The sequence below is a fragment of the Bradyrhizobium sp. A5 genome, from assembly GCF_042076515.1.
GTDB classification, from domain to species: domain Bacteria; phylum Pseudomonadota; class Alphaproteobacteria; order Rhizobiales; family Xanthobacteraceae; genus Bradyrhizobium; species Bradyrhizobium cosmicum.
The window spans coordinates 2020962-2037586 of record NZ_CP148990.1; the positions used below are offsets into that span (position 1 = coordinate 2020962).

Sequence of the window (16625 nt, forward strand, 5' to 3'; positions counted from 1 at the left end):
AACATATGGTGGCGTCGATGCAGGAAAACAATGTCAGGCGAGAACGGCCTGGCGTTCCCCCACCGGTTCGCGGACCCGGTCGGTCTTTCCGGGCTCGGCAAGCCGCGTGAAATTTCGCTGGCCTCCATGCGCGGGTGCCTCGACGATGATGCCCTCGCAGACGATCTGCCCGCCCAGCATCCTGAATTCCAGCTTGTCGTAGCGCGGCATGGTTTCGCCGGGCGCAGGTGGCAGCAGTTCGACGCGCCCCTGGATGTTCAGCGTGGCATCGCCGGTGCCGTGAAGCCGCGGATTCCACATCCTGATCCCGGTCTCCGCCCAGCGCTGCCGGATCAGCATGGCGCGATCGACGGGGTCCGCGATCTTGGCGCGCGCCTTCGGCGCGCTGGAGATCTTCGGGGCGGGGGGCGCGAGGACCGGTTCCGGCGCGACATGCGTGATGGCGCTCGGAGTGGCCTCCGCGGCGAGTGCAGCAACTGGCGCAGGAGCGCGTGTGGAGACCGGCTCGATCTCGGCCGCGACACTTGGGGAGGGATCGCTCTCGATGCTGCCCCCGGCGATGTCCGGCGTCGAGACTTCGCCATCGGCGAGAGCAACGCAGGCGTCCGCCAGGACGATCGGCTCAGCATCCACGACGGCTCCAGAGGAGGGCTCGTAGCTGACGATGGGAGCAAGGGCATCAACCGCAGCGATCGCGACGTCGACTGACGAGACCGAGACCTCTTCCGCGGCGGCGGGCTCGACCTTGATCGGGGCTTCGAACGATGGTTGGTTGCTGATGACGGGCTCAGCAGCATCGAACCGCTTGCTCTCGGTCGTCTCGGCAGGCAGAGCCGGTGCCTCTTCTTCGTCGGCCGGTTCACCGTTCGCCGGGAGTTCCACGGCCGGATCATCGTTGACGAGCTCGGGAGCATCAACGGGCTCGCGCTCGACCGTCGAGACCGAAACCTCCTTGACGGCCACCGTCTCGGCGTCGCACTGCAACGGCTCGGCGACGATACTATCGAGAGCCGGTGTTGCTTCTGCAATGTCGGCAGCGGTGGAATCGGCTGCGGCGGTCGGCGCGACGTCGATGCTGCCGCTGTGCGGCAAAGGCCGAAGCCGGGTGAACGCCCATTTCACCGCGGGAATGCGGCGCAGCAACGATATCAGTCTCGAAAGCACAGGGAGTTATCCAAGAGGTACCCGGCGTGAGGCAATCGCTGATTCGCCAGCAATGCGAAAAACTGCCTCGGCCGTCATATCGCTGTCAATGTAGATGGGACCAATTGCAGAACATCTACACAGTGATCGCGACGCGGGCGATCTTATATGCTTCATTCGGGATGCATCAGTGCAAGCGGAGCTGAGGAGAGGACGATCCATGAGAAAAATAGCGGCCATTGGAGCGGTTCTGCTCTGGTCCACCATCGCGTTCGCGCAGGACCGCACCATCACCGTGGCCTCGACGACGTCGACGGAGCAGTCGGGACTGTTCGGCTATCTGCTGCCGCTGTTCTCGAGGGACGAGGGCATCGAGGTCAAGGTCGTCGCCGTCGGCACCGGGCAGGCGCTCGACATCGGGCGGCGCGGCGATGCCGACGTGGTGTTCGTCCATGACAGGCCGGCGGAAGACAAATTCATGTCCGAGGGGCAGGGCGTGAAGCGCTTCGACGTCATGTACAACGACTTCGTCATCGTCGGGCCGAAGAGCGATCCCGCGAAGATCGCAGGCCGCAAGGACGTCGCGGAGGCGCTGCGCAGGATCGCGCAGGTGAAGGCGCCATTCATCTCGCGCGGCGACAAGTCCGGAACACATGCGGCGGAGCTGCGATTGTGGAAGGAGGCGGGTGTCGACATCGCAGCCGGCAAAGACAGCTGGTATCGCGAGATCGGGCAGGGCATGGGCCCTGCGCTGAACATGGCTTCGTCGTCGAACGCCTATCTTCTGTCGGATCGCGGCACCTGGCTGTCGTTCAAAAATCGCGGCGAGCTCGCCATCCTGACCGAGGGCGACAAGCGGCTGTTCAACCAGTACGGCGTCATGCTGGTGAACCCCGCCACGCATTCAAACGTGAAGGCGAAGGAGGGGCAGGCCTTCATCGATTGGCTGGTCTCGCCGAAGGGGCAGGACGCGATCGCCGGCTACAAGGTCGGCGGCGAGCAGCTATTTTTCCCCAACGCGCCCCACTAGCAGGAACGCCACCGTCGACACGGCGACGCTGAGCGCCAGCAGGATCAGCCCGAGCCCGAGCGCCAGCGGCAGGTCGCCCTTGCTGGTCTCCAGCGCGATTGCGGTCGTCATCGTGCGCGTGAAGCCGCGGATGTTGCCGCCGACGATCATGATGGCGCCGACCTCGGCGATCGCGCGCCCGAACGCCGCGAGAAAGGCCGTCAGCAGCGAGGTCCGGCCGAGGGCGAACAGGAGCGCGATGCTGCGCAAGGCGGATAGCCCGTCGATCCGCGCAAGGTCGCCATACTCCGCCCATAGCAGGCTCGCCGGCCGGTGTACCAGCGCCACCACGATCGGCGTCGCCAGCAGAGTTTGCGCGACCATCATGGCCGCCGGTGTGAACAACAGGCCGGCCGCCCCGAGCGGGCCAGACCGCGACAGCACGAGATAGAGCGCAAGCCCGACCACGACAGGGGGAAGGCCGAGCAGGGCGTTGGTCAGCACGATGATGACCTGCTGCCCGCGGAAACGGGTGATCGCAAGCAAGGCCCCGATCGGCGCGCCGATCAGGAGCGCGACGATGCTGGCCGTCAGGCTGACGCGCACCGACAATGCGACGATGCCCAGCAGCTCGGAATCGGCTTCGCCGATCAGCCTGAAGGCTGCGGCAGTGGATCGCGCGAAATCGTTCATCCGACCTGACGCTTGGGCGTCGGACGGAAAGCCTCCGGAAGGTCGTTATCGAGGCTGCGAAGTCGCTTCACGGATCATCCCTTGCGAGTCTTGCCGACAGTCACAGAATACCCGGCAGGAGCGGTTTGGGAACTCGATTTATCCGGAAGACGACAACAAGATGGACGCGACAGTGGCGAGCTGAAGTTCTAGGATGCGCCCATGAACATGGTGGCTACCATGCCGACGATGCAGAACGCCATCGCGATCGTCGAGGCCCAGCCGAGCCAATACAGCGGGCCGGTGACCACGAGGTCGCCCATCACCTTCGGCCGCCGCACCAGCAGCATCAGGATCACCATGACCGGTGCTGCCAGCACGCCGTTGACGACCGCGCTCCAGTACAGCGCCTTGATGGGGTCGATCGGCGTAAAATTCAAACCGATGCCGCAAAGGCCGGAAAGGCCGAGCACCGTGTAGAAGGCGATGGCCTCCTTGGGTTTGCGGGAGAGCCCGACCTTCCAGCGGCGGCCTTCGCCGATGGCGTAGGCGGTCGAGCCGGCGAGCACGGGAATTGCGAGCAGGCCCGTGCCGATGATGCCGAGCGCGAAGATGAGCTCTGCGAAGGGCCCGGCGATCGGCCTCAGGGCTTCCGCGGCCTGGGCTGAGCTCTGGATGTCGGTCTTGCCTTGTGCGTGCAAGGTCGCGGCCGTGGTGATGATGATCGAGAGCGCGATGAGATTCGAGAATGCCATCCCGATCAGCGTGTCGAGCCGGATGCGGCGGAATTCCGCTTCCGCTGTCGAGGTGTCCTTCTTCAGGGGTGTCTTGTTGTCGTCGATCCGCTGCTCCTCGGCCTCTTGCGAGGACTGCCAGATAAAGAGGTATGGCGAGATCGTCGTACCGAGGATGGCGACGAGCGTGGTGAGGAATTCGGCGTTCCAGCTGACGTGCGGAATGAGCACGCCCTTCAATGCCTCGGTCCAGGGGACCTTCACGACGGCGAGGGCAATGACATAGGCAAACAGGCTGAGCGTCAGCCATTTCAGCACTGCGACGTAGCGGTTGTAGTCGAAGAAGATCTGGGCGAGCACCGAGACGGCGCCGAAGATCACGACATAGAGGATGCCCGGACCCCCGATCAGCACCTTGAGGGCGTCCGCCATCGCGCCGAGATCGGCCGCGATGTTGATCGTGTTGGCGGCGAACAGCAGAACCAAGAGGCCCCAGACATAGGCAGGGCCGAAATTGCGGCAGACATTGCCGGCGATGCCATGACCCGTTACCCGCCCGATCCGCGCCGAGATTTCCTGGATCGCCGTCATCAGCGGATAGGTCAGCAGCATCGTCCAGCTGATGCCGAAGCCGAGTTGTGCGCCGGCCTGGCTATAGGTGCCGATCCCCGAGGGATCGTCGTCCGAGGCTCCGGTGATCAACCCCGGCCCGAGCGTTGAAAAGAATTTTCGCAGGCGGACGGTGGCGCGCCTCTGCACCTTTGGTTCGAGCGTCGCCGTGTCCATCGCGGTTCCTCAGATGCAGCGTTGCCTTATAACCGTGCAAGGGCACCGGGAGTTCCTGATCTGGAACGACTTGTTCGGATGTCTATGCTGTTCGATCAATCGCGAAATCGTCAAGCAGCGGAGAGTTGCCTCCGGCGCCGAGCGTTGCGAGCAGCTCGGCTGCGAGATAGCTGAACGTGATGCCGTTGCCACCGTAGCCATAGGCCGCGAAGATGTTCTTCTGGCCGGGGACCGCGCCGATCAGGGGCAAGCCGTCCTGCGTCGTGTCGAACGCTCCCGACCAGCAATAATCGATCTTGTCGGAGGATCGCGGCCAAAGCGCTCCGAGCTTTTGTCTGAGGCGTTCTCGCTTGGCGGGCGTGAGCGCCTCGCGCACTTGTGGCTCGATCGCGGAATCATCATCCTCGCCGCCGAAGATGATCCGGCCATCGGATGTGCTGCGGGCATAATGATAATCGTTGCTCGCCTCCCAGATCAGAACGTCTTCGGGCCACAGGTTCTGGGGCTGAGGCTCCGTGGCAATCGCCCAGCTGGAGGTTGGGCGTTGGATGGTCGGATGAACGATGCTGGGCATGACGTAGCCCGTGCACAACACCACGCGGTTTGCCTCGATCTCGTGGCCGTCGTCGAGGCCGACGATCACTTTGGCGCCGGCGCTTTCGAACGCCGTCGCGTCGGCTTTCCGGATCGACGCGCCGCGCCCGATTGAAACTCTCAGAAACCCGTGCGTCAGCTCGACCGGATCGGCATCCGCTGCAAACGGCGACAGGATGGCACCCGCGCGAGCCATCTCGAAGCGACGGAGCAGGGAGCTGTGATCGAGAAACACGCCGGGCAAACCGGCCCGTGCTCTCAGCTCGGACTCTTCCCTCAGGGATTTTCCACTGTCGTCAACGGCAAGGTAAAGCGAAAGCCGGTCCCTGATGTGACATGGGATGCGATAATGGCGCGTCAACGAAAGCAAGCCCTGGACGGCCTGAAGGCTCGCCGTGTAACCGCGCACCGCCCGTTCGAATCCGTAGGCTTGCGTGAGCTCGGACAACGAACGGTCGATTTCCCAGAGCAGCATCGCCGTGCTGGCGCCTGTGCTGCCATGTCCGGGCGTTTCCCGGTCGATGAGGACGACCTCGCGTCCGCGACGGGTGAAGCTCTCGGCGACCATGGCGCCGGTGATCCCGGCGCCGACGATCAGGACATCGCATGCGAAGCTTCCCGCTATGGGACGAATCTCGGGAGCGCCGCCCGTGACCCAGGGGGTCGCGGAACTCCTGAGATCGCCATGGTCGATGTCTTGGTCATCGGAAAAGATCGCGAAACTCCGTCGAATTGGCGCCTGGGCCACGAGGCGCCTGGTCGCCAGTTCCAACGTCCTTGAAATGCGCAAAGTTCCCGCGGCGATGCAGCCTCGGCTGCGCAGGCCCGGCCTTCTAATTTGCGGATTCTTCCGCTCGAGCCAAAACCCTTGGATCAGAGCAAACCGCGCAGCTCGTCGATCAGCCGCGCACACTCCTCCTCCATTCCGATCGTGACGCGCAGGAAATCGTCGATGCGCGGCTTTCGGAAATGCCGGACGAGAACGCCGCGCTCGCGCAGCGCAGCGGCAAGATCGGCTCCGCTCCGGCTCCGATGGCGCGCGAAGACGAAGTTCGCGAGCGAGGGCAATACCTCGAAGCCGAGTTGTCCGAGATCGCGGGCCAGGGCTTCGCGGCTTGCGATGATGCGGGCGCGGGTCTTCTGGAACCACGCGTCGTCCTCGATGGCGGCGACAGCGCCGGCGATGGCGAGGCAATCGAGGGGATAGGAGTTGAAGCTGTCCTTCACCCGCTCCAGCGCCTCGATCAGCGGCCGTTGACCGATGGCAAAGCCAACCCGCAGGCCGGCGAGCGAGCGCGATTTCGAGAAGGTCTGGATGACGAGCAGATTGTCGTGGTGCGCAACGAGCGGCACGGCGCTCTCGGCGCCGAAATCGACATAGGCTTCGTCCACCACCACGAGCCGGTCCGGGTTTTCGGCGAGCAGGGATGCGATCGCCTCGCGCGGAAGGGCGACCCCGGTGGGCGCGTTCGGATTGCAGAGAAGGATGGCGCTTGATGGCCGCCGGTAGTCGCCGAGCTCGATCCTCATCGCGGCATCGAGCGGCACTTCCTCATGAACGATGCCATAGAGCCGGCAATAGACGGGATAGAAGCTGTAAGTGACGTCGGGAAACAGAAGCGGCCTGTCGTGCTTCAGAAGGGCTTGGAAGGTGTGCGCCAGAACCTCGTCCGAGCCGTTGCCAACGAACACCTGCTCGGGCGCGACGTCGCAGCCGGCCGCAATCGCCTCGCGCAGGCGTGTGGCGTGCGGATCGGGATAGAGGCGCAGCCGCTCGGCAGCCGATGCGATCGCCGCAAGCACGCGCGGCGAGGGCGGATAGGGGTTCTCGTTGGTGTTGAGCTTGACGATGCCGTCCTGCTTCGGCTGCTCGCCCGGTACGTAGGGCGAAAGCGTGTGGACGACCGGACTCCAGAAGCGGCTCATGATCTCCAATCCAGGTTGACTGCGCTACAGTAGGGCACGCCGGGCGGCGGCGGAAGTGCGCTTCCCGACCCGCCGTCGAGACAGGTCTGCACAGGCGTTGCAGCCGGGGACGTTCCCGCACGCGCGACCTTCGTGCTAGGCTCATCGCGCGAACGTCCAGAACTGAAAGCAACGACGAAGGCCGGCGCGCCTCAGGCTGCGCAGAAGAGCCGCAAAGAGAGGAATACATGCCGGGTGCAGCCCTTCCCACCGCTCCCTCGATTCCGACCGCGCCCGTGACGCCAGCCATTGTCGATCGCTTGCGGGCCATCGTAGGCGACAAGGGCCTGATCCTGGACGAGCAGGAGAAGCAGCCTTTCGTGACCGATTGGCGCGGCGAGCTGGCGGGGCAGGCCGCTGCGGTCGTGCGCCCGGCGAGCACCGCGGAGGTCTCCGCTGTCGTCAAGCTCTGCCACGACAACGGCATTGCGATCGTGCCGCAGGGTGGCAATACCGGCTTGATGGGCGGTGCCACGCCGTGGCCCGCGCACTGCGGTATCGTGCTGTCGCTCGGTCGCATGAATCAGGTGCTGAGTGTCGATCCCGTCGGCTATGCCATGACGGTGGAAGCAGGCTGCATCCTTCAGACGCTTCAGGACACCGCGGCGCGCCATGATCGCTTCCTCCCGCTCAGCCTCGGCGCCCAGGGCTCGTGCATGATCGGCGGCAATCTGTCCACCAATGCCGGCGGGGTGCAGGTGCTGCGCTATGGCAATGCGCGAAATCTGGTGCTGGGTCTCGAGGTCGTGCTCGCCAATGGCGAGGTCTGGAACGGCCTGCGCGCACTCAAGAAGGACAACACCGGCTACGATCTCAAGCACCTGTTCATGGGCGCCGAAGGCACGCTCGGTATCATTACAAGGGCGGTGCTGAAGCTCTGGCCCGTGCCGAAGGACGTCTGCACGGCATGGCTCGCGATCCGCGATCCCAGCGCCGCGATCGAGCTCCTGTCGGAGGCGCATGCCGCGTCCGACGACAATGTCGGCTCCTGCGAGCTGATGAGCCGCGCCTGCACCGACATGGTGCTGCGCCACATTCCCGGCACCCAGGATCCTCTCAAGGCGGAGACCGAGTGGTATCTGCTGCTCGAATGGTCATCGGCCCGGCCGCGCGAGGACGGCGACGCGGGCATGTCGGACAGGATGGAGCAGTTTCTGGCCGACCAGCTTGAAGCCGGCCGGGTGCTGGATGCGGTGATCGCGCAAACCGAGGCGCAGGCGCGCAATATGTGGCGCATCCGCGAGAGCGTGGCCGAAGCATCGCGCGCCGAGGGGCCGGGCTTGAGCTACGACGTGTCGGTCGCGGTCTCCCGGATTCCCGAGTTCATCGACAAGGGCCTCAAGGCGGCGCTCGACATCCTGCCGACGATCCGCCCCTATCCGCTCGGCCATATCGGAGACGGCAATGTCCACTTCTCCTTCATGGGTCCGAAGGGCATGGATCGCGTTGCGCTCGGCCAGTATTCCGCGGCGATCACCCGGGCCGTCAACGACCTCATCACCTCCATGGACGGCTCGATCTCGGCGGAGCACGGCATCGGCATCGAGAAGCTCGACGAGCTCTCGCACTATCGTTCCAGGACCGAGCTCGACATCATGCGGACGATCAAGCGGGCGCTCGATCCCAAGAACATCATGAATCCGGGCAAGGTGCTCCGCCTCGGATGAGGCGGGGAGGGTGGCAAGCCGCCCCGGCGGATTGAGCCGGGAGCTCCCCACAGCCTTGGGGCTTCATTGGGGGCGCATGCGGCACATCGCTCGGGCCTAACAGGCTGCGAGGCCGTCAAATCGTGCCGTTTGCGGCTTTATTCCCGCCCCGGATGCTTTAAGGAAGGGGCAGGATCAGGTCGCACCCGCCCGGTGGCGGTGCTAGATCCTGATGCAGGAAAATGGCGCCTGGCCGGCTGGCACGGGCCGCAGGATGAGAAGGATTTGAGGCAATGATCCAGACGGTTGGCATCATCGGGGCAGGGACCATGGGGAACGGCATCGCGCAGATCTGCGCGGCGGCCGGTCTTTCGGTCGTGATGGTCGACATTTCGGATGCCGCGGTGAACCGCGGCGTCGCCACCGTCGGCGGCAGCCTCGAGCGGCTGGTCAAGAAGGAGAAGATGTCGGCGGCCGACCGCGACGCCACGCTCAAGCGCATCACCGGCACCACCGACCGGGCGAAGCTTGCCAGTTGTGATCTCGTCATCGAGGCCGCGACCGAGAACGAGGAGCTCAAGGTCAAGATCCTGAAGGACCTCTGCGCCACCCTGTCGCCGCGCACGCTGCTCGCGACCAATACCTCGTCGATCTCGATTACCAAGCTCGCAGCCGCAACTGATCGTCCCGACCGCTTCATCGGCATGCACTTCTTCAACCCGGTACCGGTGATGGCGCTGCTCGAGCTGATCCGCGGCTTGCAGACCTCCGACGATACCCATGCCAAGGCGCTCGATTTCGCCCAGCGCGTCGGCAAGGTGGCGATCACCGCGAAGAACAGCCCGGGCTTTGCCGTCAACCGCATCCTCTGCCCGATGATCAACGAGGCGATCTTCGCGCTGCAGGAAGGCATCGCGACCGCCGAGGAGATCGACGCCGGCATGAAGCTCGGCTGCAACCATCCGATCGGGCCGCTGGCACTCGCCGATCTTGTCGGCCTCGACACCATGCTGTCGGTGATGGAGGTCTTTTACAAAGGCTTCAACGACCCCAAATACCGTCCGGCCCCCTTGCTCAGGGAAATGGTCGATGCCGGCCATCTCGGCCGCAAGACCGGGCAGGGCTTTTACACTTACGGCGCCTGATCGATGCGCCAGCGGCGGGCGGCCAGCGTCCGCCGCCTGATTCCCGCATTTGCGCTGCGACAAAGACGCCGCTCGCAATTGGCCTGACAATGTCGAACAGGCGGCTCGCGGGACCAACGGAACGGAAAACGAAGGATATGTCGGATCGACTGAAGGCCGAGCGCGAAGCTGCGGTCGCACGGCGGAACCTGCTGACCCAGGATGCGATCGAGCGCACCGGGATTACCGAAGAGATGATCGGGGAACTCGTCACCCGCTTCTACGGACGCGTGCGCGAGGATGCGCTGCTGGGACCGGTGTTCGCGATCGTGCAGAACTGGGACGAGCATCTCGCCAAGCTCCGGGATTTCTGGTCGTCGGTCGTCCTGATGAGCGGCCGCTATCATGGCTCGCCGATGCGGGCTCATATGCCGCTGAGCCTGGTCGGCGATCATTTCGACCGCTGGCTCGATCTGTTCGAACAGACCGCGCGCGAGGTTTGCCCGCCCCCGGCAGCCGCGCTGTTCATCGACAAGGCACGGCGCATCGCCGACAGTTTTGAGATGGCATCGGCGACGATCGCTGGCCGTATCGCCGCGCCGCGTCACGTGCTCAGGTCCTGACGACGAGCCTGCCTGCCTGCGTAGCGTGCAGTGTATCGCTTCGAAGTTGCATTGCGTTATCGATAGCGCGCTGCACCAATTCCGTCATCGTCGATCTGGTCTGCAAAATCATCATGCCGCTCGCGCGGTGCGACGTAGAATTCGCGAAAACGCTTTGAATGCGTTCACTCGTGTTCAATCAAAGCGAGCAAAGCCATATTGATGCACTGCGGCGCCAATTCTCCGCCTTCATTTCGGCAGAGTTCCAGCGCCTGCTAGCGGGCATGTCGCGCGCATCATTCAGCATCACCTCCTCATCCTCCGAGAGCACCGCGGAGCCTGACATCGACGCAAGTGCGGAGCAGACGCGGCGAACGCTGCTGCTTGGGGCGCTCGCAACCACCGCTTGCCTCGGTTGTTCCATGCAGGCTCGCGCGGGCGAGGATCCGCCCGGCTCCGACGAACGTCCAAGGAAAGGCGACCAGCTGGTCTTTTCCGACGGTGCGCAGGAAGGAAAGCTGATCACCGCCGCTGACATACCGAAGGGCGGACCGCCGCTGCATGCCTGGCCGAGAGATCCGAGCACGTCGGTGGTGCGCAGCGCCTCGCGTCTCAACGAGATCTTGATCATCCGGCTCGATCCCGCCGAACTCGACGAGCAAACCCGTGCGCGTGCCGTCGACGGCATCCTCGCCTATTCGGCGATCTGCTCGCATGCCGGCTGTCCTGTCACCGCCTGGGTCAAGAGCGATGCCGGCGACAAGGAGGTGTTCAAGTGCATGTGTCACAACTCCGAATACGATCCCCGTGCGGGCGCGCAGGTCGTGTTCGGGCCGGCGCCGCGGCGGCTCGCCGCCCTGCCGATTGCGCTCGCCGACGGCTCGCTCAGCGTCGCCGGTAACTTCGTCGGAAAGGTGGGAGGCGTGCAGCCAGGATGACGGACGGTGCGGGATATGCCCGCGTCACGAGAGGCCGCATCCGCCGAGGGGCGGACGACGGGACGAACGATACGAATTCAAAACAACAATTCAAAACAAGAATTCAAACGGATGAAAAAGGGGAACGTCCATGAAAACGTCCAGGCAAACGTCGGTTACCAGGAAGCAATGGTACCTGTCCGGCTTCGTCGCCTTCACCTGTCTCGTTTCGACCGCCGCGAGCGCCGGCCCGATCGAGAATTATTCTCCGGTGACCCAGCAGCGCCTGGAGAATCCGGAACCCAGCAACTGGATGCTCTATCGGCGCACCTATGACGGGCAGGGCTATAGTCCGCTCGACCAGATCAACACCTCGAACGTGAAGAGTCTCACGCCGGTCTGGACGTTTGCCACCGGTGTGGTCGAGGGCCACGAGGCGCCCCCGATCGTCAACAACGGCGTGATGTTCGTGACGACCCCGATGGGACAGGTGATCGCGATCAACGCCAGGACCGGCGATGAATACTGGCGCTACAAGCGACAGCTCCCCGACGACCTTTTCCAGCTGCATCCGACCAACCGCGGTGTCGGCCTGTGGGAGGACAAGCTCTATCTCGCCACCACCGACGACCATATCGTCGCGCTCGACGCCAAGACCGGCAAGGTGGTGTGGGACACCAAGGTGCAGGACTACAAGAAGGGCCAGTACATGACCCTGATGCCGCTGATCGTCGAGGGCAAGGTCATCGTCGGCGGTTCCGGTGGTGAGCTCGGCGTGCGTGGCTACGTCGCCGCCTTCGATGCCAAGGAAGGCAAGGAGTTGTGGCGGACCTATACCATTCCCGGCGAGGGTGAGCCCGGCCACGATACGTGGCAGGGCGACGATTGGAAGACCGGCGGAGGTTCCGCCTGGATGACCGGCAATTACGACAAGGACACCAAGACGATCTACTGGGGCGTGGGCAATGCCGCGCCATGGCCCGGCGAGACCCATCCCGGTGACAATCTCTACACCTCGTCGGTGCTCGCGCTCGATCCGGACAATGGCAAGATCAAGACCTATCACCAGTATCACCAGAACGATTCCTGGGACTGGGACGAGGTCGATGCGCCCATGCTTATCGACCTGCAACGTGATGGCCGCACCATCAAGAGCCTGGTGCATCCTGGCCGTGACGCGATCTTCTGGGTGCTCGAACGCACGCCGACCAAGATCAACTACGTCGCCGGCTGGCCGTTCGTCGCAACCGACGTCTGGAAAGGCATCGATGCCGAGACCGGCAAGCCGATCGTCGATCCCGCGCACAAGCCGGTCATCGGCAAGCGCGTCGAGTTCTGTCCGTCACTATGGGGCGGCAAGGACTGGCCGTCGGCGGCCTACAGCCAGAAGACCGGCCTCGTCTACGTGCCCGCCAACGAGAATTTCTGCGGCGGCTTCACCGGCGAGAAGGTTCCGCTCAAGGCGGGCGAGCTCTGGCTCGGCACCAAGCCGGAGGACATCGGTCTCAAGGCAAAGCCGGGAGCGGATCATTTCGGCGAGCTCCAGGCCTGGGATCCCGCCACGGGGAAGAAGGTGTGGCAGCACAACTTCCCGAAATCCCAGTTGTTCGGTTCGGTGACGGCGACGGCGGGCGACCTCGTCTTCGTCGGCGGCACCAACGATCGCAACTTCCGCGCCTTCCACGCCAAGACCGGCGAGCTGTTGTGGGAGCAGAAGACCAACTCCGGCATCATGGGCATGCCGGTGTCCTATGAGATCGACGGTACCCAGTACATCGCGATCCAGTCGGGCTGGGGCGTCGACGCCCAGCGCATCCAGGATGCGCTCGCGACCAACAATATCGGCATCGAATCCAATGTGCCGCAAGGCGGTGTCGTCTGGGTCGCGCTGAAGAAATAAGCTCCGCGGGCGGATCGAAAGAAGCGGAGCCTCTGGGGGCAAATGCGGCGGACGGCAACGTCCGCCGCATTTTGCGTGTGACTTGCTTTTACCTTCTCCCGTTGTGGGAGAAGGTGGCGCGAAGCGCCGGATGAGGGGTTCTATCCGCGTACACAAATCGCAAGGTGTGCTCGCGGAGACATACCCCTCACCCAAGCGAGTACGCGTCTTCCAGCGTCGCGGCCCTCTCCCGCAAGGGGCGAGGGCACAGCAATGCGCAGTCGTCGGACAACTACTTCCCCTGCCGATCCACCTTGTCCTTTTCCTTCTGGTTCATCTCCTGAATCTTGGGATCGGTGCTGCTCTGCCCGGTGGTCTGGGTGGTTGAGGCGGGCGGGGCGGTTGCGTTGGGCAGTGAGCTCTGCTCCGGCGCGGTGGGACGCGTGGCTGTGGTCGGCGGCGTCGTGCTGCTCTGCGCGAACGCGCCTGTGGTCGTCATGAAAAAGGCGCCCGACAGCAACGAGACTGCGAGCGCCTTTGAGATGTTGGTCATCGATCTGCTCCTGTCAGATCGATGGAAACGGCGCGAAGCCGTCTTATGTTCCCGCGCTAGGCCTCCAATTGCTTGCCGAGCGGAAGATTGCGGATACGCTTGCCCGTCGCGGCAAAGATCGCGTTCATCAGTGCGGGTGCGAAGGGCGGCACGCCGGGCTCGCCGACGCCGCTCGGCGGCGTGTCGGGTCCGGGCGGAACGATGTAGACGTTGGTCACGACAGGAGATTCGTCCATCCTGACGACCGGGAAGCCGTCAAAGTTCTTCTGCTCCACCTTGCCGTCCTTGAACGTGACCGCGCCGTATTTGGCCAGGCTCAGCCCCATTATCGCCGCACCCTCGATCTGCGAGGCGATGCGCTCGGGGTTGACATAGGTGCCGCAGTCGATCGCGGTGTCGACCCGCGGCACACTCAGCTTGCCCTTGTCGTCGACGGAGACCTCGACGATGGTCGCGATGTAGCTGACGAAGCTGCGGTGCACGGCAATGCCAAGGCCGTGACCCTTGGGTACCTGACGGCCCCATTCGCCCTTCTCGGCGACCAACTCGACCACCTTGCGCAGGCGCGCGGTGTCGATCGGGTAGCTGTCAGTGGGCTCGCCGTAGTTCCACATGTCCTTGACGGCGGGCTTGACGATGCGCGGGCTGCCGATCAGCGCGAGCAGCGTCTCCTTCTGGTCGCGTCCGGTCGCAGCCGCGATCTCGCCGACCATCGACTGTACCGCGAAGGCGCGCGGGATGTTCGAGACCGAGCGGAACCAGCCGATCCGGGTGAACGCCGCAGCTTCCGGGTTCTCGCAGGAGATGTTGGCGATCTCGAACGGCATGTCGACGAGGCCCATGCCGAGCTCGAACGGCGCCGCGTGCTTGGCGCCCGCCGCGAACGTCGACGCGATGGTGGGCGCCACGCTGCGGTGACGCCAGGCGATCACCTTGCCGCTCTTGTCGAGCCCCGCCTCGATCCGCTCGACCGAGACAGTGTGCAGGAAGTCGTGGTGGATGTCGTCCTCACGCGTCCACTGCACCTTCACGGGCGCACCGAGTTCCTTCGACAGCAGCGCGGCTTCGAGCGCGAAGTCGCATTTCGACTTGCGGCCGAAGCCCCCGCCGAGCAGCGTCACGTTGACGGTGACATTGCCCTCGGGAATGCCGAGCGTCTTGGCGACGTCTTCGCGCGTGCCGCCGGGGCTCTGGACCGGGGCCCAGATCTCCGCCTTGTCGCCCTTGACGTCGGCGACCGCGACCGGCGGCTCCATGCTGACATGGGCGAGGTGCGGCAGGTAGTATTCGCCGACGACGACCTTGTCGGCGCTCTTCAGCGCAGCGTCCGCGTCGCCCTCGGCACGCACGACGAGGCCGGGCTTGCGCGAGGCCTCCTCGAGCTCCTTGCGATAGGCGACCGAGTCATACTTGCCGTTGGCGCCGTCGTCCCAGACCAGCGTCAGTGCGTCGCGGCCCTTGATCGCCGCGCCGGTGTTGCGTGCGATAACGGCGACGCCGCCGAGCGGCTGGAATTTCGACGGCCACGGCCAGCCTTGAACTTTCATCACCTTCTCGACGCCGGGCACCTTCAGCGCCGCGTCGGGATCGAACGAGACCAGCTTGCCGCCGGTCACCGGCGGGCGGGCGATCACTGCGTATTTCATGCCTGCCAGCCGCACGTCGGCGCCGTAGCGCGCCTTGCCGGTGGTGATGTCGTGGAGATCGACGATGCCGACCTGGCCCTTGCCGAGATAGCGGAAATCCCGGGGGTCCTTCAGCTTGAGGCCTTCGATAGCAGGCACCGACTCCTTGGCGGCTTCGGCAGCTAACTCGCCGAAGCCGAGCTTGCGCCCGCTGGCGCTGTGGACGACCTCGTGGTTGACGGCCTTCACCTCGGTCGCCGGCACGTTCCAGCGCTTGGCCGCGGCCTGCTCCAGCATGGTGCGGGCCGAGGCACCGATCTGGCGCATCGGGATCAAATAGTGCCGCGTGCTGCGCGAGCCGTCGGTGTCCTGATTGCCGAACTTGACCTCGTCGCCATGGGCCTGCTGCACCTTGACCTTCGACCAGTCGGCTTCCATCTCCTCGGCCACGATCAACGGCAGGCTGGTGCGCACACCGGTGCCCATCTCCGCGCGGTGCGCCAGGATGGTGACGGTGCCGTCGGGCGCGACCGCGACGAACACGCGCGGATCGACCACGACGCCATGCGGCATCTTGCCGGCGCCGGTCTCATAGGCAAACGCCTGGCGAGACATCACGGGCGCGGCGAGCACGAAACCGCCGGTGACGCCGAGTCCCTTCAGGATGCTGCGGCGCGAAACCTTCTCGACGCGGATGTTCTTTTCGAAGCCACGAAGCTTCCCGGGGTTGTCGATGAAATTCATGTCACACTCCCGTCGATGCGAGATGGACCGCATTCTCGATGCGCTGATAGCAGCCGCAGCGGCAGATGTTGCCGGCCATCGCTTCGCGGATCTGGTCGTGCGACGGCTTGGGGTTCTCCATCAGGAGCGAAGCGGCCTGCATAATCTGGCCGGCCTGGCAGAAGCCGCACTGCGGCACGTTGACCTGGCGCCAGGCCTTCTGGACCGGGTGATCGCCGTTCGGATGCAGGCCCTCGATCGTGGTGACCTCGCGCCCGGCGACGTCGTTGATCGACGTGATGCAGGAGCGCACGGCTTCCTTGCCGACGATGACCGTGCAGGCGCCGCACAAAGCCTGGCCACAGCCATATTTGGTGCCGGTCAGCCCGGCTTCGTCACGCAGGAACCAGAGTAGCGGGAGATCCGGGTCGCCGTCCCAGCTCTGTTCCTGGCCGTTGATCTTCACCTTGATCATGATCGTCCCTCGCTCTTCATAAGCTTGTTGATTCTGACATTGCCGACGTCCGTCGGCGCAATGTTCGTTGCGTCGTCGCCGCACTCCGGCCTGATGTCCCGCGCGGGCAGATCCCGACAGGAAGCAGGAATGCAAATCGTGATGTCCGGATATGCTCGATACCTCCCGTGTTGTTCTT

At 64.4% G+C, this 16625-nt stretch carries 14 protein-coding genes; 6 read left to right on the top strand and 8 right to left on the bottom strand.

Annotated features, from left to right (window positions below; translation table 11 throughout):
- Positions 1–33 precede the first annotated feature (33 nt).
- Positions 34–1164, bottom strand: coding sequence for a hypothetical protein (locus WHZ77_RS09495; RefSeq protein ID WP_375313436.1), 1131 nt, complete (start codon positions 1162–1164; stop codon positions 34–36).
- Positions 1165–1363: 199 nt separating this feature from the next.
- Here WHZ77_RS09495 and WHZ77_RS09500 point away from each other — a divergent pair, with 199 nt between their 5' ends.
- Entirely contained in the window at positions 1364–2173 is an 810-nt protein-coding gene (locus WHZ77_RS09500) for a substrate-binding domain-containing protein (protein ID WP_375313437.1), read from the top strand.
- Here WHZ77_RS09500 and WHZ77_RS09505 read toward each other — a convergent pair.
- The 4 genes from WHZ77_RS09505 to hisC form a co-directional block, all read right to left on the bottom strand.
- On the bottom strand, positions 2147–2845 hold the full coding sequence (locus WHZ77_RS09505; RefSeq protein WP_375313438.1) for an ABC transporter permease: 699 nt from the start codon (positions 2843–2845) through the stop codon (positions 2147–2149). The two genes, WHZ77_RS09500 and WHZ77_RS09505, sit on opposite strands and share 27 nt — an antisense overlap.
- Positions 2846–3033: 188 nt before the next feature.
- Positions 3034–4344, bottom strand: a complete 1311-nt coding sequence (locus tag WHZ77_RS09510; RefSeq protein WP_375313439.1) for an Nramp family divalent metal transporter — start codon at positions 4342–4344, stop codon at positions 3034–3036.
- Positions 4345–4426: 82 nt separating this feature from the next.
- Positions 4427–5506: an NAD(P)/FAD-dependent oxidoreductase gene (locus tag WHZ77_RS09515; RefSeq protein WP_375314692.1), complete on the bottom strand. Its 1080-nt coding sequence runs from the start codon at positions 5504–5506 to the stop codon at positions 4427–4429.
- Positions 5507–5811: 305 nt separating this feature from the next.
- Positions 5812–6864, bottom strand: coding sequence for a histidinol-phosphate transaminase (hisC, locus tag WHZ77_RS09520; RefSeq protein ID WP_375313440.1), 1053 nt, complete (start codon positions 6862–6864; stop codon positions 5812–5814).
- Between the two features lie 227 nt (positions 6865–7091).
- On the opposite strand from hisC, the gene WHZ77_RS09525 reads away from it, so the two are divergent.
- The 5 genes from WHZ77_RS09525 to WHZ77_RS09545 all read left to right on the top strand — a co-directional run bounded on the left by WHZ77_RS09525 (position 7092) and on the right by WHZ77_RS09545 (position 13092).
- Positions 7092–8570: an FAD-binding oxidoreductase gene (locus WHZ77_RS09525; RefSeq protein ID WP_375313441.1), complete on the top strand. Its 1479-nt coding sequence runs from the start codon at positions 7092–7094 to the stop codon at positions 8568–8570.
- A 272-nt stretch (positions 8571–8842) separates the two neighbouring features.
- On the top strand, positions 8843–9694 hold the full coding sequence (locus tag WHZ77_RS09530) for a 3-hydroxybutyryl-CoA dehydrogenase (protein ID WP_375313442.1): 852 nt from the start codon (positions 8843–8845) through the stop codon (positions 9692–9694).
- Positions 9695–9831: 137 nt separating this feature from the next.
- Positions 9832–10296, top strand: coding sequence for a group III truncated hemoglobin (locus WHZ77_RS09535; protein ID WP_375313443.1), 465 nt, complete (start codon positions 9832–9834; stop codon positions 10294–10296).
- A 263-nt stretch (positions 10297–10559) separates the two neighbouring features.
- Entirely contained in the window at positions 10560–11213 is a 654-nt protein-coding gene (locus WHZ77_RS09540) for a ubiquinol-cytochrome c reductase iron-sulfur subunit (RefSeq protein WP_375314693.1), read from the top strand.
- A 130-nt stretch (positions 11214–11343) separates the two neighbouring features.
- Positions 11344–13092: a methanol/ethanol family PQQ-dependent dehydrogenase gene (locus WHZ77_RS09545; protein ID WP_375313444.1), complete on the top strand. Its 1749-nt coding sequence runs from the start codon at positions 11344–11346 to the stop codon at positions 13090–13092.
- 271 nt (positions 13093–13363) lie between these two features.
- Here WHZ77_RS09545 and WHZ77_RS09550 read toward each other — a convergent pair whose 3' ends face one another.
- Genes WHZ77_RS09550 through WHZ77_RS09560 form a run of 3 tightly spaced genes read right to left on the bottom strand, consistent with a single transcriptional unit; the run spans position 13364 to position 16447 of the window.
- Complete coding sequence (locus WHZ77_RS09550) at positions 13364–13624, bottom strand: hypothetical protein (RefSeq protein WP_375313445.1); 261 nt, start codon at positions 13622–13624, stop codon at positions 13364–13366.
- A 56-nt stretch (positions 13625–13680) separates the two neighbouring features.
- Complete coding sequence (locus tag WHZ77_RS09555; RefSeq protein ID WP_375313446.1) at positions 13681–15993, bottom strand: molybdopterin cofactor-binding domain-containing protein; 2313 nt, start codon at positions 15991–15993, stop codon at positions 13681–13683.
- 1 nt (position 15994) lies between these two features.
- Entirely contained in the window at positions 15995–16447 is a 453-nt protein-coding gene (locus WHZ77_RS09560; protein WP_151650664.1) for a (2Fe-2S)-binding protein, read from the bottom strand.
- Positions 16448–16625 lie beyond the last annotated feature (178 nt).